The organism is Mobilicoccus massiliensis, from assembly GCF_000826525.2.
Lineage (GTDB): Bacteria > Actinomycetota > Actinomycetes > Actinomycetales > Dermatophilaceae > Mobilicoccus > Mobilicoccus massiliensis.
The window spans coordinates 783,286-806,959 of sequence record NZ_LN651331.1; the positions used below are offsets into that span (position 1 = coordinate 783,286).

The window sequence follows — 23,674 nt, forward strand, 5'->3', positions numbered from 1 at the left end:
GGATGGCGGACGAAGGTCCCGGACCCTACCGCTCGGTCGTCCCTAGCGTCGGGGTGAAACAGCCCCTTCGCTGCTTCGAATCGAGGACCTCATGGCCGAGGACCGTCGCGACATCACCCAGCTTCCCGACCTGGCCCAGACCGCCGGGCGTGTGGCCCCCGTCAGGTCGAGGATGCCGGTGTACCGGGATCTCATGCCGCCCTGCAACCACGCGTGCCCGGCCGGGGAGAACATCCAGGACTGGCTGCGACTGCTCAAGGCGGGCGACGCCGAGGGCGCGTGGCGCCGCCTCACCGAGGAGAACCCGTTCCCCGCCATCCACGGCCGGGTCTGCTACCACCCGTGCGAGACCGCCTGCAACCGCACGGAACTCGACAGCTCGGTCTCGATCCACGGCGTGGAGCGCTACCTCGGCGACCTCGCCCTGGAGGAGGACTGGCGGTTCACCCGCCCGGTCGCCGAGTCGGGCCGGTCGGTGCTCGTCATCGGCGCGGGGCCGAGCGGGCTGGCGGCCGCCTACCACCTCGCGCGACTGGGCCACCGCGTCGAGATCCGGGACTCCTCACCGCAACCCGGCGGCATGATGCGCTACGGCATTCCCGAGTACCGCCTCCCCCGCGACGTGCTGGACGCCGAGATCGCCCGCCTCGGAGATCTGGGGGTCGAGATCGTCACCGATCACACGGTCACCGACCTGCTCGCCGAGCAGCAGGAGGGCGGGTTCGACGCGGTGTTCATCGCGATCGGGGCCCACCTGTCCAAGCGCGTCGACATCCCCACTCAGGACGCGAGCCGCATCGTCGACGCGGTGTCGTTCCTGCGGGGCGTCGCCTCGGGCGAGCGGCCGGTCATGGGCCGGCGCGTGGCCGTGTACGGCGGCGGCAACACCGCCATGGATGCCGCCCGCACCGCCCGTCGCCTCGGCGCCACCGAGACCGTCGTCGTCTACCGGCGCACCTCCGAGCAGATGCCCGCCCACGTCGAGGAGCGCGCCGACGCCGAGCGCGAGGGCGTGACGATGAACTGGCTGCGCACGATCACCGCGGTCGACGACGCCGTGACGGTCGAGATCATGGAGTTGGACGAGAACGGCAAGGCCCGTGGCACGGGCCGGTTCGAGAAGCTCGCGGCCGACACCGTCATCCTCGCGCTGGGTCAGGAGGCCGACACCGGGTTCCTCCACGGCATCAGCGGCCTGCGTTTCGAGGACGGCGTGATGCACGTCGACCCCGACACCCTCATGTCGGACGTCCCCGGCCTCTTCGCCGGCGGCGATGCCGTCCCCTCGGAACGCACGGTCACCGTCGGCGTCGGGCACGGCAAGCGAGCCGCCCGCAACATCGACGCCTACCTCGAGGCCGCGCCCCTGCCCCCGAAGGTGCGTAAGCCCGTCGCGACGTTCGGCTCGATGCACCTGTGGTACTTCGGCGACGCCCGACGCCGCAGCCAGCCCCAGCTCGATCCCGGCTCCCGGGTCGCGGCGTTCGACGAGGTCGTCGGCGGCCTGAGTGACGCGCAGGCGTTGTTCGAGGCTCGCCGGTGTCTGTCGTGCGGCAACTGCTTCGAGTGCGACGGCTGCCTCGGCTCGTGCCCGGAGGACGCCATCATCAAGCTCGGTCGCGGCCACCGCTACCGCTATGACTACGCCCGCTGCACCGGCTGCGGCACCTGCGCCGAGCAGTGCCCGGTCAACGCCATCGAGATGATCCGCGAGCGGTGACCCCGCCGATGTCGACCAGGAGTGACCTGTCATGAGAAAGATCGTCGACGGCAACGAGGCCGCGGCATCCGTGGCGTTCCGGCTCAGCGAGCTGTGCAGCATCTACCCGATCACGCCCTCGTCCACGATGGCCGAGCTCGCCGACGAGTGGTCGGCACTCGGGCGCACGAACGTCTGGGGCACGGTGCCCACGGTCATGGAGATGCAGTCGGAGGCCGGTGCGGCCGGCACGGCGCACGGCGCGCTGCAGGGCGGCGTCCTGTCGACGACGTTCACCGCCAGCCAGGGGCTGCTGCTCATGATCCCGAACATGTACAAGATCGCGGGCGAGCTCACCTCGGTCGTCTTCCACGTCGCCGCCCGCGCCCTGGCGACCCAGGGGCTGTCGATCTTCGGCGATCAGCAGGACGTCATGGCGGTGCGGCAGACGGGGTTCGCGCTGCTCGGGTCCGCCTCGGTGCAGGAGGCCCACGACCTCGCTCTCGTTGCGCACCTGTCGACCCTGCGGGCCCGAGTGCCGTTCCTGCACTTCTTCGACGGCTTCCGCACGTCGCACGAACTCAACTCCATGGAGTACCTCACCGACGACGACCTGCGCAGCCTCGTACCGGCCCAGCTCGTGCGCGAGCACCGGGCCCGCGCGCTCTCTCCCGAACACCCGTTCATCCGCGGCACGGCGCAGAACCCCGACACCTACTTCCAGTCCCGCGAGACCGTCAACCCGTTCTACGCCGCGGTGCCCGGCATCGTGCAGCAGGCGATGGACGAGTTCGCCGAGCGCACCGGGCGGCAGTACCACCTCGTCGACTACCACGGTGACCCCGAGGCCGAGAGCGTCCTCGTCCTCATGGGTTCGGGCGCCGAGACCGCGGCCGAGACCGTGCGTCACCTCACCGAGCAGGGGCGGCGCGTCGGCGTCCTGCAGATCCGCCTCTTCCGCCCCTGGCCGGCCGAGCAGATCCTCGACCTGCTGCCCTCGACCGTCCGCCGCGTCGCCGTGCTCGACCGCACCAAGGAGCCGGGCTCCGGTGGCGAGCCGTTGTTCCTCGACGTCATGTCGACCCTCGGCGAGGCGTGCGCGGACGGCCGCCTCGAGGCGATGCCCCGGGTCATCGGCGGCCGGTACGGGTTGTCGAGCAAGGAGTTCACCCCCGGCATGGTCGTGGGGGTCTTCGACGAGCTCGAGTCCGCACACCCGCGCAGCCGGTTCACGGTCGGCATCGTCGACGACGTGTCGGGCACGTCGCTGGACTACCGCGATGACCTGCATCTCTTCGACGAGAGCACGATCGGGGCCGTGTTCTACGGTCTCGGCTCCGACGGCACCGTGGGCGCCAACAAGAACACGATCAAGATCCTCGGCTCCTCCGGTGAGTTCTTCGCCCAGGGCTACTTCGTCTACGACAGCAAGAAGTCGGGCTCGCGCACGGTGAGCCATCTGCGTTTCGGGCCCTCGCCGATCCGCGCCCCCTACCTCGTGAACGAGGCGTCGTTCGTCGGCTGCCACCACATGTCGATCCTCGAACGCGTCGACGTGCTCGAGTTCGCGGCCGACGGCGCGACGATGCTGCTCAACAGCCCGTACGAGCCGGACGCGGTCTGGGACTCCCTGCCTCGCCCGGTGCAGCAGCAGATCCTCGACAAGCACATCCGGCTGTTCGCCGTCGACGCCAACGCCGTCGCCCGGCAGGCCGGGCTCGGCAACCGCACGAACACGGTGTTGCAGACGTGCTTCTTCGCGATCTCCGGGGTGCTCCCCCGCGACGTCGCCATCGAGCGGGTCAAGGAGTCGATCCGCAAGACCTACGGGCGCCGGGGCATCGAGGTCGTGCAGCGCAACGAGCAGGCCGTCGATGCCTCGCTCGCGGCCCTGCACGAGATCGAGATCCCCGACTCCGTGAGCTCCGAGCGCGAGCTCGTCGCCGCCGTTCCCGCGAACGCGCCGCAGTTCGTGCGCGAGGTCACCGCCGCGATGCTCGTGGGCCGCGGCGACTCCCTGCCGGTCAGCGCGCTGCCCGTCGACGGCTCCTACCCCAGTGGCACGACGGCGTACGAGAAGCGCAACATCAGCGACATCGTCGCCGAGTGGGATCCGACGACGTGCATCCAGTGCGGCAACTGCTCGCTCGTGTGCCCCCATGCCGTGATCCGCAGCAAGTACTACCCCGGCAAGGTGCTCGACGGCGCCCCGGACTCGTTCCGCTCCGCCCCGCTGGACGCGGTCGGCCTCCCCGATTCGCACTACACGCTGCAGGTCTACCCCGAGGACTGCACCGGCTGCGGCCTGTGCGTGGAGGCCTGCCCGGTCAAGCCGGTCGGCTCGCCCAACCGGCGCGCGATCAACCTCTCACCCGTCCGCGAGCGCCGCCGGGCCGAGGTCGAGAACGTCGCGTTCTTCGAGACGATCCCCGTCAACGACCGCACCCGCGTCGACTTCGGCACGGTGCGCGGCACGCAGTTCCTCGAGCCGCTGTTCGAGTTCTCCGGTGCCTGCTCGGGGTGCGGCGAGACGCCCTACCTCAAGCTGCTCACCCAGCTCTTCGGCGACCGCGCGACCGTCGCGAACGCCACCGGGTGCAGCTCGATCTACGGCGGCAACCTGCCGACGACACCGTGGACCAAGAACGCCGACGGCCGTGGCCCCGCCTGGAGCAACAGCCTGTTCGAGGACAACGCGGAGTTCGGGCTCGGCTTCCGCCTCGCCGCGGACCTGCAGACCGACCTCGCGCGCAAACGGCTCGGGCAGCTGCGCGAGGAGGTCGGCGACGAACTCGTCGATGAGATCCTCACCGCGCCGCAGCGCTACGAATCCGACCTCAAGGCCCAGCAGGCGCGCGTCGGTGAGCTGCGAGAACGCCTCGAGGAGCTCGACGGCCCGTGGGTGGAGGATCTGCAGAGCGTCGCCGACCACCTCGTGCGGCGCAGCGTGTGGATCGTCGGTGGCGACGGGTGGGCCTACGACATCGGCTCCGGCGGTGTCGACCACGTGCTCGCCTCCGGCCGCGACGTCAACATCCTCGTCATGGACACCGAGGTCTACTCCAACACCGGTGGTCAGTCGAGCAAGTCGACCCCGCTCGGCGCCGTCGCCAAGTTCGCCTCCGCGGGCAAGACCACCGACAAGAAGGACCTCGCGCTGCAGGCCACGGCCTACGGCAACGTCTACGTCGCCCGGGTCGCGATGGGCGCCGACCCGCAGCAGACGATCAAGGCGTTCCGCGAGGCCGAGTCCTATGACGGGCCGTCGCTCATCATCGCCTACAGCCACTGCATCGCCCACGGCATCGACATGCGCAAGGGCCTCGACCAGCAGTACCGGGCCGTGGCCTCCGGGCACTGGCCCCTCATGCGGTACAACCCCGTCCTGCGAGCACAGGGGCGCAACCCGTTCCTGCTCGACTCGCCCCGTCCGCGCATCTCCTTGCGGGAGTACCGCGACAAGGAGTTGCGGTTCCGCATCCTCGCCGGCTCCGACCCGGCCGAGGCCGAGCGGCTCGTCGAGCTCGGCCAGGACCAGGTGAACCGCCGCTGGTCCGAGTACGAGGAGTTCGCCACCCGCGGCGCCTCGGAGTTCACCGCCGACGCCCGAAGGGATCACCAGTCATGACCGATGTGAGCGACGACCGCGTCGAGGATCTGATGACGGGAGCGAGGACGAGCATCACGCCGGAGATCGTGCCCGCGGACGAGGTCGTGCACCCCACGCTCGCGACGACCTACCTCGGGTTGACGCTCGCCCACCCGGTGGTCGCCTCGGCCGGTCCGCTGACCCGCGACGCCGACGGGGTGCGGGCCCTCGCCGACGGTGGTGCGGCGGCGATCGTGCTGCACTCGCTCTTCGAGGAGCAGTTGCGCGCCGAGAGCGCCCGCGACATCTACATCGAGGAGAGCACCGAGGAGTTCTTCGCCGAATCGCTCTCGTTCTTTCCCGAGGTCGAGCGCACCGAGTCGCCCATCTCCCACCGGTACCTCGATCTGCTCGAGCGCGCCGCGTCCGCGGTCGACGTGCCGGTCATCGCGAGTCTCAACGGCTCGGACATCGGCGGGTGGACGCAGTTCGCGCGACGCATGCAGGACGCCGGCGCCGCGGCGCTCGAACTCAACGTCTACCTCGTGCCCGGTGACGTGACGATGCGTGGGCGCGACGTCGAGGACCGGCACGTCGAGATCGTCGCGGCGGTGACCGGCGAGGTCGACATCCCCGTCGCCGTCAAGCTCTCGCCCTACTCCTCCTCGTTCGGTGAGCTCGCCATCCGGCTCGACGAGGCGGGTGCCGACGGGCTCGTGCTCTTCAACCGGTGGACCCAGCCCGACATCGACATCGAGTCGGTGGCGGTGCAGGCCGGCATCGAGCTGAGCACGCCGGGTGAGGGCAGGCTGCCGCGCACGTGGATCGCGGCGCTGCGCGGCCGGGTCGAGGCGAATCTCGCGGGAACGAGCGGCGTCGAGACCGCCGACGACGTCGTCAAGTACCTCCTCGCCGGGGCCGACGTCGTGATGACGACGTCCTCGCTCGTGCGCCACGGGCCGGGCCACGTGCGCGCCCTTGTCGCCGGCCTGGAGTCGTGGATGGCCCGCAAGGGCTTCTCCTCGGTCGACGACGTCCGCGGCCTGCTCTCGGTGCCCGTCGACGTCGACGTCACCGCCTACGAGCGGTCGGGCTACGTCGGCGCGCTCGAACAGGCCAAGCAGCGGTACGGCTCGTTGTCGGGCACCCCCGTGATCTCGGCACCGCCGGTCGGCCCCGTGCCGACCCCGCCGGTCGATCTCGAACGCTGACGACCGGCGACCAGGGAGGGCCGTTGCCGGCAGTCGTCGATCCGGATGCACCGGATCCTCGTCGTCCGAATCACTGGCCCGACGTGGGCAAATGCGTGGCCTCACGCGGCCGGACCTGCGACAGTGGTGAGCGTCCGGGGCGTCTTCTCGCCCCGGACGTTCGTCTTGCGTCGTCGTCCTGGAGGTCTGTGTGTCCGGGTGTCTCGTTCGTGGTGTCCGCCTCGTCGACGTCGTCCCGCCACGCCCGGCCACTGGGGCGGGGGCAGGCACGTCACCGATGACACCGACGGCGCCCAGGACGCCCACGGCACCGCGGAATCCGGGCCCGGGAACGGCGGAGGAGACGGTCGACGTGCGGATCGTCGACGGCATCGTCACCCAGGTCGAGGCCGGCCTCACCGCCCGGCCCGGCGAGAGCGTCCACGACGGCGGAGGCCGGTGGGCCGTTCCCGGGTTGTGGGACGCGCACGTCCACATGGGCCAGTGGGCAGCGGCGACGACACGCTTCGACCTCGCGGAGGCGACGAGCGTCGCGCACGCGTGCGGCATCGTCGCCCGGCAGGTGGCGACCATGTCGCGGGACCGCCCGGGCACGATCTGCGGATTCGGCCATCGCACGGCCACGTGGCCCGAGCAGCCAACGGTGGCGTCCCTCGACGAGGTCACGCGGGACGTGCCGGTCGTGCTCATCAGCGGCGACTGTCATTCGGGGTGGCTGAACTCGGTGGCCCTGAGCCTGCTCGGGCTCGCCCCACGCGAGGACGTCGTCGTCGAGCAGGAGTGGTTCGACGTGTTCCCGCTGCTAGAGGAGCGCCTGCCCGGCCTCGCCGAGCGGGCCGTCGCCGGCTACCGGCAGGCGAGCGCCGAAGCGGTCGCCAAGGGCATCACCGGGGTCGTCGACCTCGAGTTCGCGCGGGGCGTGGACCTGTGGCCGGCCCGGTTCTCCTCCGACCGCGTCGACGCGCTGCGGGTGCGCGTCGGCACCTACGCCGACGGCCTGGACGACGTCATCGCCGCAGGTCTGCGCACGGGGGACGAGATCGGCGAGAGCGGCGGGCTGCTGACGATGGGTCCGCTGAAGATCATCTCCGACGGCTCGCTCAACACGCGCACCGCGTACTGCTGCGAGCCCTACGCCGACGGCGACGAGCTCCCCCACCCCGCGGGGGTGCAGAACGTCGACTTCCACGACCTGCGCCTGCTGCTGGGGCGAGCAGCGGCCCACGGTCTCGACGTCGCGCTGCACGCCATCGGCGACGCGGCGGTACGCGACGCCCTCGACGCCTTCGAGGTCACCCGGGCCCGCGGCACGATCGAACACGCCCAGCTCATGTGCTGGGACGACATGCCACGCATGGGCCGGCTCGGCATCACCGCGAGCGTGCAGCCCGCGCACCTGTGGGACGACCGTGACGTCGCCCGCCGCTGCTGGCCCGACCGCATGGATCGCTGCTTTCCGTTTCGCAGTCTCGCCGCGAACGGGGTGCCGCTCGCGTTGGGCTCCGACGCTCCGGTCTCGCCGCTCGACCCCTGGCTCGCGATGGCGGCCGCCGTCCATCGCAGCGCCGACGCCCGCGAGCCCTGGATGCCCCACCAGGCACTCACCGTCGCCGAGGCCCTCGGGGCGAGCACCGACGGTCAGGGCACCATCGGGCGCGGGTCACGCGGCGACCTCGTGCTCCTCGACGCCGATCCCTACGCCGTTCCCGACGACAGCGCCGAGGCCGCCGCGGCGCTGCGCGAGATCCACGTCGCGGCGACGTTCGTCGCCGGGCGGCTCGTGCACGGATGACGCTCAGGCGTCGAAGTCGACCCTCACCGCATCGGTGGTCGGGTGCGACTGGCACGTGAGCACGTACCCGGCCTCGATCTCCTCGGGTTCGAGGGCGTAGTTCTCGGTCATCTCGACCTCCCCCTCGACGAGCTTGGCCCGGCACGTGCCGCACACCCCACCGGCGCACGCGAACGGCACGTCACCCCGCACGCGGAGCGCGGCGTTGAGGATGCTCTCGTCGGCGCTCTTCGGGCTCTCCACCCGGCCTTCGAGCCCGTCGAGGCGGAACGTGACGTCGACGTTCTCGCCGGTGGGATCGGCGACGACCGCGCGCCCCGCGTTTCCCTCGGGGGTCGCCTTCGGGTCGCCGGTGGTGAACAGCTCGTAGCGGATCCGGTCCTCCGAGACACCGGCCGCCGCGAGCTCGTCGCGGATGAGCTGGACGAGCTCGTACGGCCCGCACAGGAACCACTCGTCGACGACCTCGGGGCGGATCATCGTGCCGAACATCGAGCGGAGCTTGTCGGCGTCGATGCGACCGGTGTGGGTCGGTGAGAGCCGCTGTTCGCGCGAGAGGACGTGGTGCACCGCGAGGCGAGCGGGGAACCGGTCCTTGAGGTCGGCGAGGTCCTCGACGAACATCACGTCCATCGCCGCCCGGTTGGCGTAGACGAGGTTGACGTACGCCTCGGGGTTGGCCTCGAGCAGCGAGCGGACGATCGAGATGATCGGTGTGATGCCCGACCCCGCGGCGAACGCGACGTATCTCGACAGGCCCCGGGACTCCTCGGCGATGGCCTGCGGGTCGTTGAGCGAGGTCATCGAGTGGCGGCTGACGAACGCGCCCGTCGGGCTCATCACGTCGATCGTGTCGCCGGGGTGCAGGTGGTCGTTGGCCCAGTTGGAGAACACGCCGCCGAGGTCACGCTTGATGCCGATCTTCAACTCCCCGCGCGTGGGCGGGGCGCAGATCGAGTAGCTGCGGCGGATCTCCTTGCCGTCGAGCTCCTTGCGCAGCGCGACGTACTGGCCGCTGACGTAGCCGTAGTCGTCGGCGAGTTCTTCGGGTACCGCGAGCGTCACCTCGACCGCGTCGGCGGTGAGGGGACGCACGGCCGAGACCGTCAGCGGGTGGAACCGGGCTCGACGACGAGGAGAGGTGAGCGGCATCAGAGCACCTTGAAGTAGTCGAAGGGTTCGAGGCAGGACCGGCAGACGTAGAGCGCCTTGCAGGCGGTCGAGCCGAACCGGGTCTGCTCGCGGGTGTCGAGGGAGTGGCAGTGGGGGCACTTCACCGACAGCGCGACGCGGGTGCCGCCGAACCGGGGTCCGTTCTCCCGCGCGTTCTCCATCGCCCGGCGGTGCTCCGGATCGGGCGGCGCGATGCCGTAGTCGGCGAGTTTGCGCCGGCCCTCCTCGCTCATCCAGTCGGTGGTCCACGCCGGGGCGAGGACGACCCGCACCTGCACGTCCCGGTAGCCGTGCTCGGTGAGCACGTCGGTGACGTCGTCACGCATGCGCCCCACGGCCGGGCAGCCCGAGTAGGTCGGGGTGATCTCGACGACCGCGCCACCGGTGCCGTCGGTTCGCGCCGAGCGCAGGATGCCGAGGTCCGCGAGGGTGAGCACGGGTACCTCCGGATCACACACCGTGGCGGCCAGATCCCAGACGGCGGCGTCGTCGGCGTCCTGCGGGCGCACCGCGGCGCCGGACGCGGCCGGTGGAATGGCCGACGGGGTCACGGCCGCCATCACCACGACGCACCCGGGAACCGGCGGGCGATGACCTGCATCTCGGCGACGACGTAGCCCAGGTGCTCCCGGTGAATCCCCCGGCGACCGCCGGTCACCGCGGTCGGGGTGCTCGGCACCGACAGCCCGGCCTCGTCGATCGCGCGCTCGAGCGCAGCGAGGACCGGCTCGCGCAGGGTCGAGGGACGCACGGCGACCCCCTCGAGGGCGTCGATGAGCTCGTCGTCCTCGAACAGCTCCTCGACGTACGGCCACACGATGTCGAGACCGGCCTGCATACGCCGCGCCGACTCGGCCGTCCCGAGCCCGAGCCGCAACAGCCACTGCCAGGCGTGGTCGACGTGGTACTCGACCTCCTTGACGGCCTTGGCCGCGATCGCGGCGAGGGTCTCGTCGGTCGACCGTGTGAGCTGCTCGTAGAGGTGAACGGCGTAGAGAGCGAACACGAGCTGGCGGGCGATGGTCTGCCCGAAGTCGCCGTTGGGCACCTGCACGAGGTGCACGCACCGGAACTCGTCCTCGGTGCGCCAGTAGGCGAGGTCGTCCTCGCTCTTGCCCCAGGCGGTGCCGGCGTAGGTGTAGAACGAGCGCGCGTGCCCGAGCAGGTCGAGGGCGATGTTGCCGAGCGCGATGTCCTCCTCGAGTTCGGGCGCGCGGGAGATCCACCACGAGAGCTGCTGCGAGCAGATGAGGGCGTCGTCGGCGAGACGGAGGGCGTACCGCGCGACGTCCTCCTCCGCCTTCAGCCCCGCCGCGGCGATGTCCTCGGCGGTGAGCGCCTGACCCGCGCTCACCCGGGTGGCGCTGTCGAACCCGCTCACAGGTGCTTCACTCCCTCGCTCTGTGTGTAGTACGTCGCGTGGCGGTAGGTCTTGCCCTGCGGCGACTCGAAGAACGCCCCCTTGTGGTCGGGATCGGACGTCGTGATCGCGTCGGCCGGCACGACCCACACCGACACCCCCTCGTTGCGGCGGGTGTAGAGGTCACGGGCGTTGCGGACGGCCATCGTCGCGTCGGGGGCGTGGATCGACCCGGCGTGCACGTGGGAGAGGCCACGCGAGGGGCGCACGAAGACCTCCCACAGCGGCCACAGGGGCGTCTGCTCCGCGGACTCGGACGGGGCGGGGTTCTGCTCGGACATCGGGGTCTCCGCTGATGAGGGTGGCAGTGGCGTGGGTGGGCAGCGACTCGGCAGTGACGTCGTAGTCGCTTCGAGCGTCGTCAGGCGTGCTTGAGGGCGGTGTCGCTGTCGTGCTGCCGGCGCGCGTAGGCCGCCGCGGCCTCCCGCACCCAGGCGCCGTCCTCGTGGGCCTTGACGCGGTGGGCCAGGCGCTGGACGTTGCACGGGCCGTGACCGGCGATGACCGACTTGAGCTCGTCCCAGTCGAGCTCGCCGTAGTCGTAGTGACCGCGGTCCTCGTTCCACTTCAGGTCGGGGTCGGGCAGGGTGAGGCCGAGGGCCTCGGCCTGCGGCACCATCATGTCGACGAAGCGTTGCCGCAGCTCGTCGTTGGAGAACCGCTTGATCTTCCAGTCCATCGACTGCTGGGAGTTGGGCGAGTCGGCGTCGGGCGGCCCGAACATCTGCAACGCCGGGCCGTAGTAGCGATCGACGGCGTCCTGCGCCATCTGCTTCTGCTCCGGCGTGCCGTGGGAGAGGGCGTAGAGGATCTCCCACCCCTGCCGCTGGTGGAACGACTCCTCCTTGCACACCCGCACCATGGCCCGCCCGTACGGACCGTAGGAGCACCGGCACAGCGGCACCTGGTTGCAGATCGCCGCGCCGTCGACGAGCCACCCGATCGCCCCCACGTCGGCCCACGTCAGCGCGGGGTAGTTGAAGATCGAGGAGTACTTGGCCTTGCCCGACATCAACTGGTCGTACATCTCCTCGCGCGTGATGCCAAGCGTCTCGGCGGCGGAGTAGAGGTAGAGCCCGTGCCCCGCCTCGTCCTGCACCTTGGCGATGAGGATCGCCTTGCGCTTGAGCGAAGGGGCCCGGCTGATCCAGTTGCCCTCGGGCTGCATGCCGATGATCTCGGAGTGCGCGTGCTGGCTGATCTGCCGCTGCAACGTGCGGCGGTACTTCGGCGGCATCCAGTCGCGGGGCTCGATGCGTTCGTCGGCGGCGATGAGGGCGTCGAAGTAGGCCTGCGCCTCGCTGCCCGATGCGCCGGAGGTGTCGGTCGTCGCGTCGTGGGTGCCGACTCCCTCGACCGGTCGGAGGTCTGGTGCCATGGGTCTCTCACCTCGGAACTCGTCGCGTGGGGCCGGCGGCTCGTCGTCGAGCCGCCTGCCTGCCGGCAGCAAATACCGACCGTTGGTTCAGTATATGGAGCGCTCCGGCACGGTCAAGATGTCCCGGGCCTTCGTACCACCCTCGACGGGCCGCCGACTGCGAATCCACGTGTGGAAGACTGCCGAGGTGACCACGAGACCTGCGCGTCGCGGCCGCCCTGGTCATGACCAGCGTGCCGTCCTCCTCGCCGCCGTCGACGCGTTCGACGAGTACGGCTACGACGCGACGACGATGGACCAGATCGCCCGGCGTCTCGCGGTGACGAAGTCGGCGCTCTACCACCATGTCGAGGGCAAGGAGGAGTTGCTCACGCTCGCGCTCGACACGGCCTTCGAGGCGCTGGACGCGGGCCTGCGCGGCGTCGAGGACTCGAGTGACACCCTCGACGTGCGGTTCGAGACGTTCCTCGCCGAGATGGTGCAGATCCTCGTCGAGTACCGACCGTTCGTGCGGCTGCTGCTTCGGCTGCGCGGCGACAGCCCCGCGGTGCGCGCCGCCCTGGACCGCCGTCGCGACTTCGACGCCCGCATGACCGAGGTCATTCGCCAGGCCCAGCTCGCCGGGCTGCTGCGTGACGATCTCGACCCGGCCGTCGTCGCCCGCCTCGTGTTCGGGGCGATGAACTCCACCATCGAGTGGTATCGCCCCGACGGCCGCGTCTCCCCCGCCGAGCTCACCGACGCGGTGCTCACCCTCATCTTCCGCGGGGTCGCGACCTCGGCGCACATGGCAGGCAACTGACCCGGAGGCCGGTCGCCTGCTCACGAGCCGAGGCTCGACGCCGTGGGCACACGCACCCAAGAACTCTGGCCGGCCCTCCGGCGGAGCGCTCCGAAGAACTCGCGCAACAAAGACCGGTCACCCGACACGGCGTCGTGACGCCCAGCCCGCTGACCTGCACCGATCCGGCGAGAACCTCGGCGAGGCGCGGCGCTGACCGGTCTTTGTTGCGCGGGATGGACGCTCATGCCCCGGCGTCGACCCCGACCCCGCCCGTATCGGCGGCCGGCCAGTGCTTGGCGACGAGGGTGAGCACGTCGTAGGTGGCGACGAGCTCGTCGTTCTGGTTGTAGAGCGTCGTGTCCCAGGCGACCTCGCCGTACTCGTCGGTGACGCGCGGCGTGATGCGCTTGGCGATGAGCTCGACGCGGATCGAGTCACCGGCCGCGACCGGGGTGACGAACCGCAGGTGGTCCAGGCCGTAGTTGGCGAGCACCGGGCCCGGGTCGGGCGAGACGAACAGGCCCGCGGCCCACGAGACGAGCAGGTAGCCGTGGGCGACGATGCCGGGAAAGAACGGGTTGGCCGCGGCCGCCTCGTCGTCGGTGTGGGCGTAGAACGTGTCGCCTGTGTCGCGGGCGAAAGCCGAGATCTCCTCGAGGCTCACGTGCCGCAGGTCGGAGACGAACGCGTCGCCCACCTGCAGCTGGGCGAGCGACTTGCGGAACGGGTGGACGTGTTCCTCGCTGCCGCCGTACCGCGCGGCCCCGGCCGCCCGCATCGGCGCGCCCCGGTGCCACACACCCGTGATCGCGGTGAGCATCGCAGGGGAACCCTGCAAGGCGGTGCGCTGCATGAAGTGCGCGATCGCCCGCACACCGCCGAGCTCCTCACCGCCACCGGCGCGGCCCGGGCCGCCGTGGACGAGCATCGGAACGGGTGAGCCGTGGCCGGTCGAGGTCCGGGCGTCGTCGCGGTCGAGCACGAGCACCCGCCCGTGATGTCCGGCGATGCCCGTGGTGAGCCTCCGAGCGATGTCGGGATCGTGGGTGCAGACCGTCGCGACGAGCGAGCCCTCGGCGCGCGCGGCGAGACGCACCGCGTCGTCGAGGTCGTCGTACCCGATGACGCAAGTCACCGGCCCGAACGCCTCGACCTCGTGGACGGCGTCGGTGTCGGCGTCGTCGAACGCGAGGATCACCGGAGACATGAACGCGGCCGCCTCGACGACCTGCCTCGCCCCGCCCACGGTGAGCACCTCGGGGGCGTCGAGCGAGCCGAACACGCGACCACCGGCGTCGACGAGCGCGCGCACGTCCTGACGCACGGCATCGAGTTGTGTCGTCGACACGAGCGCACCCATCGTCGTGCCGTCCGCGCGCGGGTCACCGATGACGACCTTGGCGTCGATCTTGTCGCGGACGGCCTGCGCCACGGTGTCGACGAGGTCTCGCGGCACGATGACACGGCGGATCGCGGTGCACTTCTGCCCGGCCTTGGCGGTGGTCTCGACCATGACCGACGAGACGAACGCCGCGAACTCGGGCGTGTCGGGCGTGGCGTCGGGGCCGAGGATCGCGGCGTTGAGCGAGTCGGCCTCCGAGACGAACCGCACCCCGCGCTCGCGGACGTTCTCGTGCTCGCGCAGCCGCCGGGCGGTGGCCGCCGATCCGGTGAACGCGAGCGCGTCGCGGTGATCGAGGTGGGCGAGCAGGTCGACGGCGTCCCCCGAGACGAGCTGCAGCGATCCCTTCGGGAGCAGACCGGATTCGACCATCATCCGGACGCACGCCTCGGCGACGTAACCGGTCTGCGGCGCGGGCTTGACGATCGTCGGCACGCCCGCGATGAACGCCGGGGCGAACTTCTCGAGCATCCCCCACAGCGGAAAGTTGAAGGCGTTGATCTGCACCGCGACGCCGGGCAGGGCGGTGAGCACGTGCTCGCCGATGAAGCTGCCGTCGCGGGAGAGCGGTTCGACCGGGCCGTCCTGGACGACGTTCGCGTTGGGCAGTTCGCGACGCCCCCGCGAGGACATGGTGAACAGCACCCCGATGCCGCCGTCGACGTCGATGAGGTTGTCGCGCATGGTCGCGCCGGTGCGCAGCGAGATCTCGTAGAGCTCCTCGCGGCGTTCGGTGAGGTACTGCGCGAGCTGTTTGCAGACCAGCGCGCGCTGATGCAGCGTCAGGGCGTCGAGCGATCGGTGTCCCACGGTGCGGCCGTACTCGACGACGGCGGCGACGTCGAGTCCGTCGGTGCTCACCCGGGCGATCTGCTCTCCGGTGCACGCGTCGAACACCGGTGCGCCGGAGCCGGGATCGGGCGTCCACCACTCGTCGCGCACGTAGCTCGGAACGATCGGGGCCTCGGTCATCGTCGTCATGCTGACTTCCTCGTCTGCGTCGTCTCGCCCTCGCGGGCGGTGCGGTGTGCCCATGGACATCGTGCGGTGTGGTGTGCGATGGGTGAATCCGGCGTCGCCGTCACCAGTCGTAGAAACCCCGGCCCGTCTTGCGGCCGAGTTCGCCGGCGGCGACCTTGTCGCGCAGGATCTGCGGCGGCGTGAAGCGTTCGCCGAGCTCGGCGGCGAGGTATTCGGCGATGTGGAGTCGGACGTCGAGCCCGACGAGGTCGGTCGTGCGCAACGGGCCGCTCGGATGCCGGTAGCCGAGTTCCATCGCGGCGTCGATGTCCTGCGCCGACGCGACTCCCTCCTCGAGCATGCGCATCGCCTCGAGCGCGAGGAACACCCCGAGGCGGGAGGAGGCGAACCCGGGTGAGTCGCTGACGACGACCGGGGTCTTTCCGATGCCCGCCGTCCAGGCCTCGGCGTCCTCGACAAGGCTCGGGTCGGTTCTCGCCCCGACGACGATCTCGATGAGCGCCGAGGCGGGGACGGGGTTGAAGAAGTGCAGGCCGATGAACCGTTCGGGGCGGGTGAGGCCCTCGGCGAGGGCGTCGATCGACAGCGAGGACGTGTTCGTGGCGAGGGCCGCCGCGGGATCGACGATCTGCTCGGCGGCGGTGAGCATCTCGACCTTGAGACCGAGATCCTCGGGCACGGCCTCGATGACGAGTTCGCAGCCGGCGAGGTCCTCGATCGAGGAGGACACCTGGGCGCGTTCGAGGGCGACGTCGAAATTGTCGAGCGACCCGCGTTCGACCGAGCGCAGGAGGTTCTGTTCGAGCCGCTCACCCGCGACCACCGCTGCCTGTGCGTCGCGTTCGACGACGACGACACCCGAACCCGCGACGAGGAACGCGTGCGCGATGCCGACGCCCATGCGGCCACCGCCGATGACGCCGACGCGAGTGGGAAGAGCTGACATGGGCAGACCTTTCGTGGCTCAGAGGCGTTCGAGCAGCAGGGCCGCACCCTGGCCGACCCCGACGCACATCGTCGCGAGGCCGCGCTCGACGTTCTCGGCCTCCATGCGACGCAGCAGCGTGATCGTGATGCGCGAGCCGGAGGAGCCGAGCGGGTGGCCGAGGGCGATGGCCCCGCCGTCGCGGTTGACGATCTCGGGGTCGAGGTCGAGGCGCCGCATACAGGCGAGGGACTGGGAGGCGAAGGCCTCGTTGAGCTCGACGGCGCCGAGGTCGTCGATGGACCAGCCCGCCATGTCGAGCGCCTTGCGCGTGGCGGGGACGGGGCCGATGCCCATGATGCGCGGCTCGCATCCCGCAGCGGCGCCGGCGACGACGCGGGCACGCGGGGTGAGGCCGAGCTCGGCCACAGCCCTGTCGGAGGCGACGAGAACGGCCGAGGCGCCGTCGTTGAGGGTCGAGGAGTTTCCGGCGGTGACGACACTGCCGCCCTTGACGACGGGACGTAGCCGCGCGAGCACGTCGGCGGTCGTGCCGGGGCGCGGGCCTTCGTCGGTGTCGACGACCGTTTCGCTCTTACGGGTGCGCACGGTGACCGGGACGATCTCCTCGGCGAGTCGTCCGGCCTCGATCGCGGCGAGGGCGAGGTCGTGCGAGCGCACGGCGAACGCGTCGCAGTCCTCCCGCGAGACGGCGTCCACCCGGGCGACCTCCTCGGCAGTCTCGGGCATCGAGAAGGTCATCGTGCCGTCGCGGTCGAGGTCTCCCCCGCCCGCGAAGCGCGGGTTGACGAATCGCCAGCCCAGAGAGGTGTCGACGACCTCGCCCGGCTTGGCGTAGGCGGTCTCGGGCTTGGCGAGGGCCCAGGGCGCCCGCGACATCGACTCGACCCCGCCCGCGACGACGATGTCGGCGGCACCGGCCCGAATCATGTGCGAGGCCAACGTGATCGCCGACATGCCGGAGGCGCAGAGCCGGTTGACGGTGAGGCCCGGCACCTCGTCGGGCAGTCCGGCGAGCAGCGAGGCCATGCGGGCGACGTTGCGGTTCTCCTCACCTGCCCCGTTGGCGTTGCCGAGGATGACCTCGTCGATGCGTGCCGGGTCGACGCCGGTGCGCTCGACGAGCTCGGCGACGACGAGCGCGGCCAGGTCGTCGGGGCGCACGCCGGCGAGCGCTCCGCCGTACCGGCCGACCGGGGTGCGCACCCCACCGACGAGCAGTGCCTCGGCCACGAGCAACCCCTTCGCGCTCCGGATACGGATTCGCCCGGTCGGGTTCGAGGCGACGCCGGAACTGCGGTTCCCGCGGCCCTGCTCTTGAATTACCGACCAGGCGTTCACCTACACTTTCACGGTGGCGAGCGGGGGGTCAACCTCGACGGCGGCCCCGCCTGCCGCAGCAGACCCGTTTGCCGAGACCGCCCGCGGACGCGAAGGAGCGCCATGGCCACCGACCCCGGGAGCCCCGCCTCGACCACCACTGCCCGCGGCGGGTCCGCCGCGGAAGCGAACCCGGAGCCGGTCGTCGACGTCTCGGCCTTCGGCGACGAGGTCTCGCACGCCCGCGCGATGTGGGCGGCCGACTTCGCTTCGGCGGCGCTCGGCATGCACGCGATCGAGGTCGGGCTCGTCGACGGCCCGAACGACACTCGCCTCGGGCACGCACGGGTGCGGATGACCGTCGACCGACGCATGGTCAACGGCCACGACATCTGTCACGGCGGGTACCTGTTCACGCTGTGCGACTCGGCGTTCGCCCTCGCCTGCAACGCCTCCGGTCGGCCGACCGTCGCCGCCGGCTGCGACATCGACTACCTCGAGCCGGTGCGTCTGGGTGACGTGCTCGTCGCCGAGGCGGCCGAACGCCTCGTGCGCGGCCGTAGCGGCATCACCGACGTCACCCTCACACGGGAGTCCGACGGCCGGGTCGTCGCGGAGTTCCGTGGCCGCTCCCGCACGCTGCCGCCCGCACGCTCCTGACCCCCACGCGCTTCCCGATCGAAGGAGATCGACCGTGACACTGCCCCCCACCGACTCCCGGCCCGACCTCTTCGACGACGCGGAGCGGTGGTCGCTCGACGAGCTGCGGGCCCGGCAGCTCGAGCGCCTCCAGGCGACGGTCCGGTCGACGTACGAACACGTGCCGCACTACCGCGCCCAGTTCGAGCAGCGGGGCATCCATCCCGACGACATCCGCACCCTCGACGACATCCGGCTGCTGCCGTTCACGACCAAGGCCGACCTGCGCGACAACTACCCGTTCGACATGTTCGCCGTGCCCCGCGAGCAGGTCGTGCGCGTGCACGCCTCGTCGGGGACGACGGGTCGAGCGACGGTCGTCGGCTACACCAAGGCCGACATCACGACGTGGGCCTCGATCGTCGCCCGCTGCATCCGCGCGGCGGGCGGCCGGCCGGGCGACATCGCGCACGTCTCGTACGGCTACGGCCTGTTCACCGGCGGGCTCGGCGTGCACTACGGCGCCGAGCACCTCGGCTGCACGGTCGTGCCCGCCTCCGGCGGCAACACCGAGAAGCAGATCCAGCTCATCCACGACTTCCGGCCCCGCATCATCTTCGTCACGCCGAGCTACTTCCTCGCCATGCTCGACGAGGCCGAGCGGATGGGCCTGGACCCCCGGCAGACCTCGCTCGAGATCGGCGTATTCGGGGCCGAGCCGTGGACCGAGGCGATGCGTGCCGAGATCCAGGAGCGAGCGAACATGCACGCCACCGACATCTTCGGACTCTCCGAGCTCATGGGCCCCGGCGTCGCGCAGGAGTGTGTCGAGACCAAGGACGGCCTGCACCTGTGGGAGGACCACTTCTATCCCGAGGTCGTCAACCCCCTCACCGACGAGCCGGTCGAGGAGGGGCAGGTCGGCGAACTCGTCCTCACGTCGCTGACCAAGGAGGCCATGCCGATCCTGCGGTACCGCACACGCGACCTCACCCAGCTCCTACCGGGCACCGCCCGCCCCACCTTCCGGCGCATGGCGAAGATCACCGGACGCACCGACGACCTCATGATCGTCCGCGGCGTCAACGTCTACCCCACGCAGATCGAGGAGATCGTCCTCGACATCGACGGCCTGACCCCGCACTTCCAGTGTGTGCTCACCCGGCCGGACCGCATGGACGAGCTGACGATCCTCGTCGAGGCCGCTCCGGGGTCGGCCGAGTCGGGGCACGCCGCGCTCGCCGAGACGGTCCGGCACCACGTGAAGTCACGCATCGGCACGAACGCCCGTGTCGAGGTCCTCGGCGAGGGCGGCATCGAGCGGTCGGTCGGCAAGGCGCGTCGCATCGTCGACCAGCGTGACCTGCGGGGATAGCAGACATTCAGGGGCCGCGTCGTCAGGCCCCCGACCCGAACTCCACCCGAGCGCCGGTGGCGTCGCTCTCACGTGCGGCGTCGATGACCTGCATGACGCGCACGGCGTCGTCGATCGGCACCGGACTCGGAGCACCGTGGAGGATCGCCTCCCGCATGCCGGCGTAGAAGTCCTCGTACCGGCCCCGCTCACGATCGACCGGCTGTTCGCCCTCCGCGGTCACGAGAGACGCGGGGCGCGGGTCGACGCCGTAGCCCGGCGCCCCGGGCCCGACACCCGATCCGAGCTGCGCCTCCTGCACGTCGAGTCCGTCGAGCACGAGGGATCCCCGCGTGCCGTGCGCGACGAACCTCGGGCCCGGTCGCGCGGTGAGGGTGCCCGCGCCGAGGACGACCCGCAGCCGGTCGTAACCGAGGACGACCCGGACGTCGTCGTCGATGACGGCACCGTCGCGCAGCGTCGCGAGATCCCCCAGGACCCAGTGGGGGTCACCGAACAGCACGAGCGCCTGGTCGACGAGGTGAGGGCCCAGGTCGGCCCACAGCCCGCCGCCCGGGACGGCCGCCTCGCGCCAGCGCTGCCGCACCTGTGGCCGGAACCGGTCGAACCGCGACTCGACCGTGACGACCCGGCCGAGCGAGCCCTCCCCGATCACGCGCCGCAGGGTGAGGAAGTCGCCGTCCCAACGGCGGTTCTGGAACGCGGCACTGACGAGCCCACGCGCGGCCGCGTCCCGCGCGGCGTCCGCGAGGCGGCGAGCCTCCACGGCGTCGAGCGCGATCGGCTTCTCGACGACGACGTGCTTGCCCGCCTCCAGTGCCGCACATCCGAACCGCACATGGCTGTCGTTCGGCGTGGTGACGACGACGAGGTCGATGTCGGGATCGTCGATCAGCGACTCGGGGTTCGACAGCAGACGCGCACCCGGCACCTGCGGGCCGACCTCCTCCGGCCGAGACGTCGCCACCGCCGCGAGCTCCATCCCTGAGGTCGCCGCGATGAGCGGGGCATGGAAGACCCGCGAGACCATGCCGAACGCCGCCAACCCGACCCTGATCGGTCGTCCTCCGGTCACACTCATCGAGCCGATCCCTCCCACGCGTCGCCGTCCGTCCACCGCAGACGCTAGCGCTTCCCTCACCCGACCGAACCGCTCGCACAGGCGTTTCCACCCGGCCCCGACCGCTCGAACAGGCACTTCCACCGCCGACTACCGCTCAGACAGGCGTCTTCACCGGCTTCACGCACCCGCCCGCTCTCGGCACAGTCACGAGCCCCGAAAGACACGCTCGAACAGGCGTTTTCACCCCACGAAGCCCGCTGGAAACGCCTGTCCGAGCGTCCGAGTGGGAGTCGGCGGGCCGGTCGAACTCCGGACGCGCGGCGGAAACGCCTGTCTGAGCGGTAGTCGTCGATGGAAACGCCTGTTCGAGCAGTGGGGGTTGCACGCTTCTACGTTCTTACGTACTTTCGACGCATGAGCACGATCGAGGAACGGCTGCGCGCCCTCGAGGCGGCCGTCGCACGCCTGCAGGGCGACGCGGCCGCCGACCTCGAAGGCGAGCGGGCGGTGCTGGGGGCATCCCCCACCGGCGACGCCGACTCCGATCGGTTCTGGATCCTCGAGCGGTTGCGTCTCGATCACCCCGGCGGCGCGGTCGCGTTCGCCGGCCATGCGCCCCTCGCTGACCGCGAGACCCAGTGGCAGTGGGGCCGCCTCACCGACGACCTGCTCGACGACGACTGGCCGGAGGCTGCGTCTCCTCTCGCCGCCCTCGGCCACCCCGTGAGGCTGCGGCTCCTGCAGCTCGTCCTCGCCGGCACGACGACGACCTCCGATCTCGCCGAGGCGGAAGGGCTCGGCACGACCGGCCAACTCCACCACCACCTCCGCACGCTGGTGAACGCCGGCTGGCTCGCCTCCGTGGGCCGTGGCCGCTACCACGTACCGCCTCAACGGGTGGTCCCGCTGCTCGTCGTCGTCTCGGCGACGCTCTGACCCGATCCACACCGACCCTCACAACCGATCCGTAGCCCACGACGGCACCTCCGTCGATACCTCACGCCAGGAGGCGATACCGCCATGCCCGCATCCACGACCTCCGCACCGCCGGCCACCGCCTCGGGGCGACACCGAATCCTCACGAGTTGGGCCATCGTGCTCGTCGCCCTCCTCGTCGGAGGCCTGGGGATCGGCGCCCTCGCGCCGCGCACCACGCCGACGTCCGACAACAGCGGTGACGCTGCGCTCGCGGCGGCGACCCGCCGGGCAGCGGGAGACGCCGACGGATTCCAGAGTCTGTCGGTGGCCCGCATCGAGAACGGCCGGACCACGTACGCCGGCGTCGGCACGGTCGGCGAGGGCGCTCCCTCGCCGGAGACGACGTACGAGCTCGGCTCGATCACCAAGACGTTCACGGGGATGTTGCTGGCCGACGCCGTGAAGCGCCGCGAGATGTCGCTCGACTCGCCGCTGTCGACCTATCTGCCCGAGCTTGCAGGTTCTCCTGCCGGTGGAACGACGCCCCGGCAGCTCGCGACCCACACGAGCGGGCTGCCACGCCTGCCCGCGGATCCGGACTGGTCGGGGACGTGGGCCGCGCTGAGCGGCGGGGACGTCTACGCCGGGTGGACGCGGCAGCGCCTGCTCGACGCGGCGAAGTCGACGAAGTTGGAGAGTCCTGGCACCCGCGCGTATTCCAATCTCGGCACGGCGCTGCTCGGTGAGGCCGAGGCCCGCGCGGCGGGCGCGGCATCATGGTCCGACCTTGCGCGCACCCGTCTGCTCGAACCGCTGGGCATGACGCACACGACGTTCGCCGACTCCGGCACGCCGCTGCCCGCCGGCGCGGCACTCCCCTACGCCGAGAACGGATTCCCGACGTCGGCGTGGACCGGCCCCGGGTACGTCCCCGCGGGATCGTCGACACGCACCACCGCCGCCGACATGGCCCGATTCGCCACCGCGGTGCTCGACGGCACCGCCCCCGGAGTCGCCGCCCTTGATCCCGTCTCCAAGGTCACCGACACACGCTCATCCGGTCTCGCCTGGGTCATCGACGACGACGGCACACGCCGCACGACCTGGCACAACGGTGGCACGGGCGGATCCCACACGATGCTCGCGCTCGATCGCGCCGCGAAGACGGCCGTCGTCGTCCTCGGCAACTCCTCGGCCTCCGTCGACCACGTGGGCATCGGCCTCCTGCGCGAGCCGATCGCGGCACCGAGCGGCTGGAGCACGATTCGGATCCTGGTGTGCGCCGTGGGGCTGGCGTTCATCGCCTCGCCCTGGCTGCGAGCCCTGCGTCCGGCCAACCGAATCGGGCTCGCGACGGGCGTCGTCGACGGGGTCATCGGCGGACTGTTCCTGTGGCGGTGGGGGCCCTGGCATCTGCTGCCGCACTGGGTTCTCGGCTCCGGCCCTGCACTGGCCGTCGTCGGCGTCGTCTACGCCCTGATGCGGATGCCCGAGGTCCCGACCCGTCCTGCCGGGCGGTTCGCGTTCGCCGCGGGCGTCGTCTCCCTCCTCATCTCCGTGGTCATCCTCGTCGTGGCGGGCGCAGGAGCCCTGCCTTGACACCCGGATCCGACCGGCGCGGTTCGTGCGCGAACACGCGGTGCGGCCCGCCCACCTGCATGGGTGGACGGGGCCGCGGGGACGATGGCAGTCAGAAGCGCGTGTCGCCGCATCGCTCGAGCCGTCTGCTGTCGACGCCGGCCGCTGGGCCACGTCATCGTGTTCATCGAGCGGGCGCGCACGAGGCCCTCCGCCCTCGTCGTCACTTCCTCCTGGGCCTCGTGACGGTGAGGCCGAGGGCATCGCGCACGTCACCCAGGCCATTCGCCCGGGCGTCATCGGTGCGGACGCCACGCTCGGACACCGTGGCTACGGCGCGTCCGCCGTCGAGATCGACGGCAAGCGCATCGACCCGGTGGACGGATACGGCCACAACGACTCGGCG

General features: G+C 71.0%; 18 protein-coding genes. 9 read left to right on the top strand and 9 right to left on the bottom strand.

What is annotated here, in order from left to right:
* Positions 1 to 91 precede the first annotated feature (91 nt).
* The 4 genes from BN1197_RS16370 to BN1197_RS16385 all read left to right on the top strand — a co-directional run bounded on the left by BN1197_RS16370 (position 92) and on the right by BN1197_RS16385 (position 8,291).
* Entirely contained in the window at positions 92 to 1,720 is a 1,629-nt protein-coding gene (locus BN1197_RS16370) for an NAD(P)-binding protein (protein ID WP_052466877.1), read from the top strand.
* A 31-nt stretch (positions 1,721 to 1,751) separates the two neighbouring features.
* Entirely contained in the window at positions 1,752 to 5,327 is a 3,576-nt protein-coding gene (nifJ, locus tag BN1197_RS16375; RefSeq protein ID WP_040161953.1) for a pyruvate:ferredoxin (flavodoxin) oxidoreductase, read from the top strand.
* Positions 5,324 to 6,499 carry a dihydroorotate dehydrogenase-like protein gene (locus BN1197_RS16380; RefSeq protein WP_245851989.1) on the top strand — a complete coding sequence of 392 codons (1,176 nt, stop codon included), beginning with the start codon at positions 5,324 to 5,326 and terminating at the stop codon, positions 6,497 to 6,499. Before nifJ ends, BN1197_RS16380 begins: the two co-directional genes overlap by 4 nt.
* Positions 6,500 to 6,851: 352 nt before the next feature.
* Positions 6,852 to 8,291: an amidohydrolase gene (locus BN1197_RS16385; RefSeq protein ID WP_040161955.1), complete on the top strand. Its 1,440-nt coding sequence runs from the start codon at positions 6,852 to 6,854 to the stop codon at positions 8,289 to 8,291.
* A 3-nt stretch (positions 8,292 to 8,294) separates the two neighbouring features.
* On the opposite strand, the gene paaE is transcribed toward BN1197_RS16385, so the two are convergent.
* From paaE to paaA, 5 genes are all read right to left on the bottom strand, one after another.
* A complete protein-coding gene (paaE, locus tag BN1197_RS16390; RefSeq protein WP_040161958.1) occupies positions 8,295 to 9,443 on the bottom strand; it encodes a 1,2-phenylacetyl-CoA epoxidase subunit PaaE in 1,149 nt (382 codons plus the stop codon).
* A complete protein-coding gene (gene paaD / locus BN1197_RS16395) occupies positions 9,443 to 10,024 on the bottom strand; it encodes a 1,2-phenylacetyl-CoA epoxidase subunit PaaD (protein WP_052466879.1) in 582 nt (193 codons plus the stop codon). Before paaD ends, paaE begins: the two co-directional genes overlap by 1 nt.
* Positions 10,024 to 10,845 (bottom strand): 1,2-phenylacetyl-CoA epoxidase subunit PaaC, encoded by an 822-nt coding sequence (paaC, locus tag BN1197_RS16400; RefSeq protein WP_040161960.1) that lies wholly within the window; start codon positions 10,843 to 10,845, stop codon positions 10,024 to 10,026. Before paaC ends, paaD begins: the two co-directional genes overlap by 1 nt.
* Positions 10,842 to 11,165 carry a 1,2-phenylacetyl-CoA epoxidase subunit PaaB gene (paaB, locus tag BN1197_RS16405; protein ID WP_052466880.1) on the bottom strand — a complete coding sequence of 108 codons (324 nt, stop codon included), beginning with the start codon at positions 11,163 to 11,165 and terminating at the stop codon, positions 10,842 to 10,844. The genes paaC and paaB overlap by 4 nt, the downstream gene beginning before the upstream one ends.
* An 80-nt stretch (positions 11,166 to 11,245) precedes the next feature.
* Positions 11,246 to 12,262, bottom strand: a complete 1,017-nt coding sequence (gene paaA / locus BN1197_RS16410) for a 1,2-phenylacetyl-CoA epoxidase subunit PaaA (RefSeq protein WP_040161963.1) — start codon at positions 12,260 to 12,262, stop codon at positions 11,246 to 11,248.
* A 187-nt stretch (positions 12,263 to 12,449) separates the two neighbouring features.
* Here paaA and BN1197_RS16415 point away from each other — a divergent pair, with 187 nt between their 5' ends.
* On the top strand, positions 12,450 to 13,064 hold the full coding sequence (locus BN1197_RS16415; protein WP_052466904.1) for a TetR/AcrR family transcriptional regulator: 615 nt from the start codon (positions 12,450 to 12,452) through the stop codon (positions 13,062 to 13,064).
* 223 nt (positions 13,065 to 13,287) lie between these two features.
* Here BN1197_RS16415 and paaZ read toward each other — a convergent pair whose 3' ends face one another.
* The 3 genes from paaZ to BN1197_RS16430 form a co-directional block, all read right to left on the bottom strand.
* Positions 13,288 to 15,429, bottom strand: a complete 2,142-nt coding sequence (gene paaZ, locus BN1197_RS16420; protein WP_040161967.1) for a phenylacetic acid degradation bifunctional protein PaaZ — start codon at positions 15,427 to 15,429, stop codon at positions 13,288 to 13,290.
* Between the two features lie 100 nt (positions 15,430 to 15,529).
* Positions 15,530 to 16,375 (bottom strand): 3-hydroxyacyl-CoA dehydrogenase family protein, encoded by an 846-nt coding sequence (locus tag BN1197_RS16425; protein ID WP_040161970.1) that lies wholly within the window; start codon positions 16,373 to 16,375, stop codon positions 15,530 to 15,532.
* Positions 16,376 to 16,393: 18 nt separating this feature from the next.
* Positions 16,394 to 17,608 carry a thiolase family protein gene (locus BN1197_RS16430; protein ID WP_040161973.1) on the bottom strand — a complete coding sequence of 405 codons (1,215 nt, stop codon included), beginning with the start codon at positions 17,606 to 17,608 and terminating at the stop codon, positions 16,394 to 16,396.
* Positions 17,609 to 17,818: 210 nt separating this feature from the next.
* On the opposite strand from BN1197_RS16430, the gene paaI reads away from it, so the two are divergent.
* Both paaI and paaK read left to right on the top strand, forming a co-directional pair.
* Positions 17,819 to 18,355, top strand: a complete 537-nt coding sequence (gene paaI, locus BN1197_RS16435) for a hydroxyphenylacetyl-CoA thioesterase PaaI (RefSeq protein ID WP_082044000.1) — start codon at positions 17,819 to 17,821, stop codon at positions 18,353 to 18,355.
* A 34-nt stretch (positions 18,356 to 18,389) separates the two neighbouring features.
* The gene (gene paaK, locus BN1197_RS16440; protein ID WP_040161976.1) at positions 18,390 to 19,709 is read left to right on the top strand and encodes a phenylacetate--CoA ligase PaaK; all 1,320 of its coding nucleotides are present in this window, start codon (positions 18,390 to 18,392) and stop codon (positions 19,707 to 19,709) included.
* A gap of 22 nt (positions 19,710 to 19,731) precedes the next feature.
* On the opposite strand, the gene BN1197_RS16445 is transcribed toward paaK, so the two are convergent.
* A complete protein-coding gene (locus BN1197_RS16445) occupies positions 19,732 to 20,790 on the bottom strand; it encodes an oxidoreductase (RefSeq protein ID WP_040162288.1) in 1,059 nt (352 codons plus the stop codon).
* 396 nt (positions 20,791 to 21,186) lie between these two features.
* Here BN1197_RS16445 and BN1197_RS16450 point away from each other — a divergent pair, with 396 nt between their 5' ends.
* Together BN1197_RS16450 and BN1197_RS16455 are read left to right on the top strand one after the other, a co-directional pair.
* On the top strand, positions 21,187 to 21,708 hold the full coding sequence (locus BN1197_RS16450) for a helix-turn-helix domain-containing protein (RefSeq protein ID WP_040161980.1): 522 nt from the start codon (positions 21,187 to 21,189) through the stop codon (positions 21,706 to 21,708).
* An 84-nt stretch (positions 21,709 to 21,792) separates the two neighbouring features.
* Positions 21,793 to 23,289 carry a serine hydrolase domain-containing protein gene (locus BN1197_RS16455; RefSeq protein ID WP_052466881.1) on the top strand — a complete coding sequence of 499 codons (1,497 nt, stop codon included), beginning with the start codon at positions 21,793 to 21,795 and terminating at the stop codon, positions 23,287 to 23,289.
* Positions 23,290 to 23,674 lie beyond the last annotated feature (385 nt).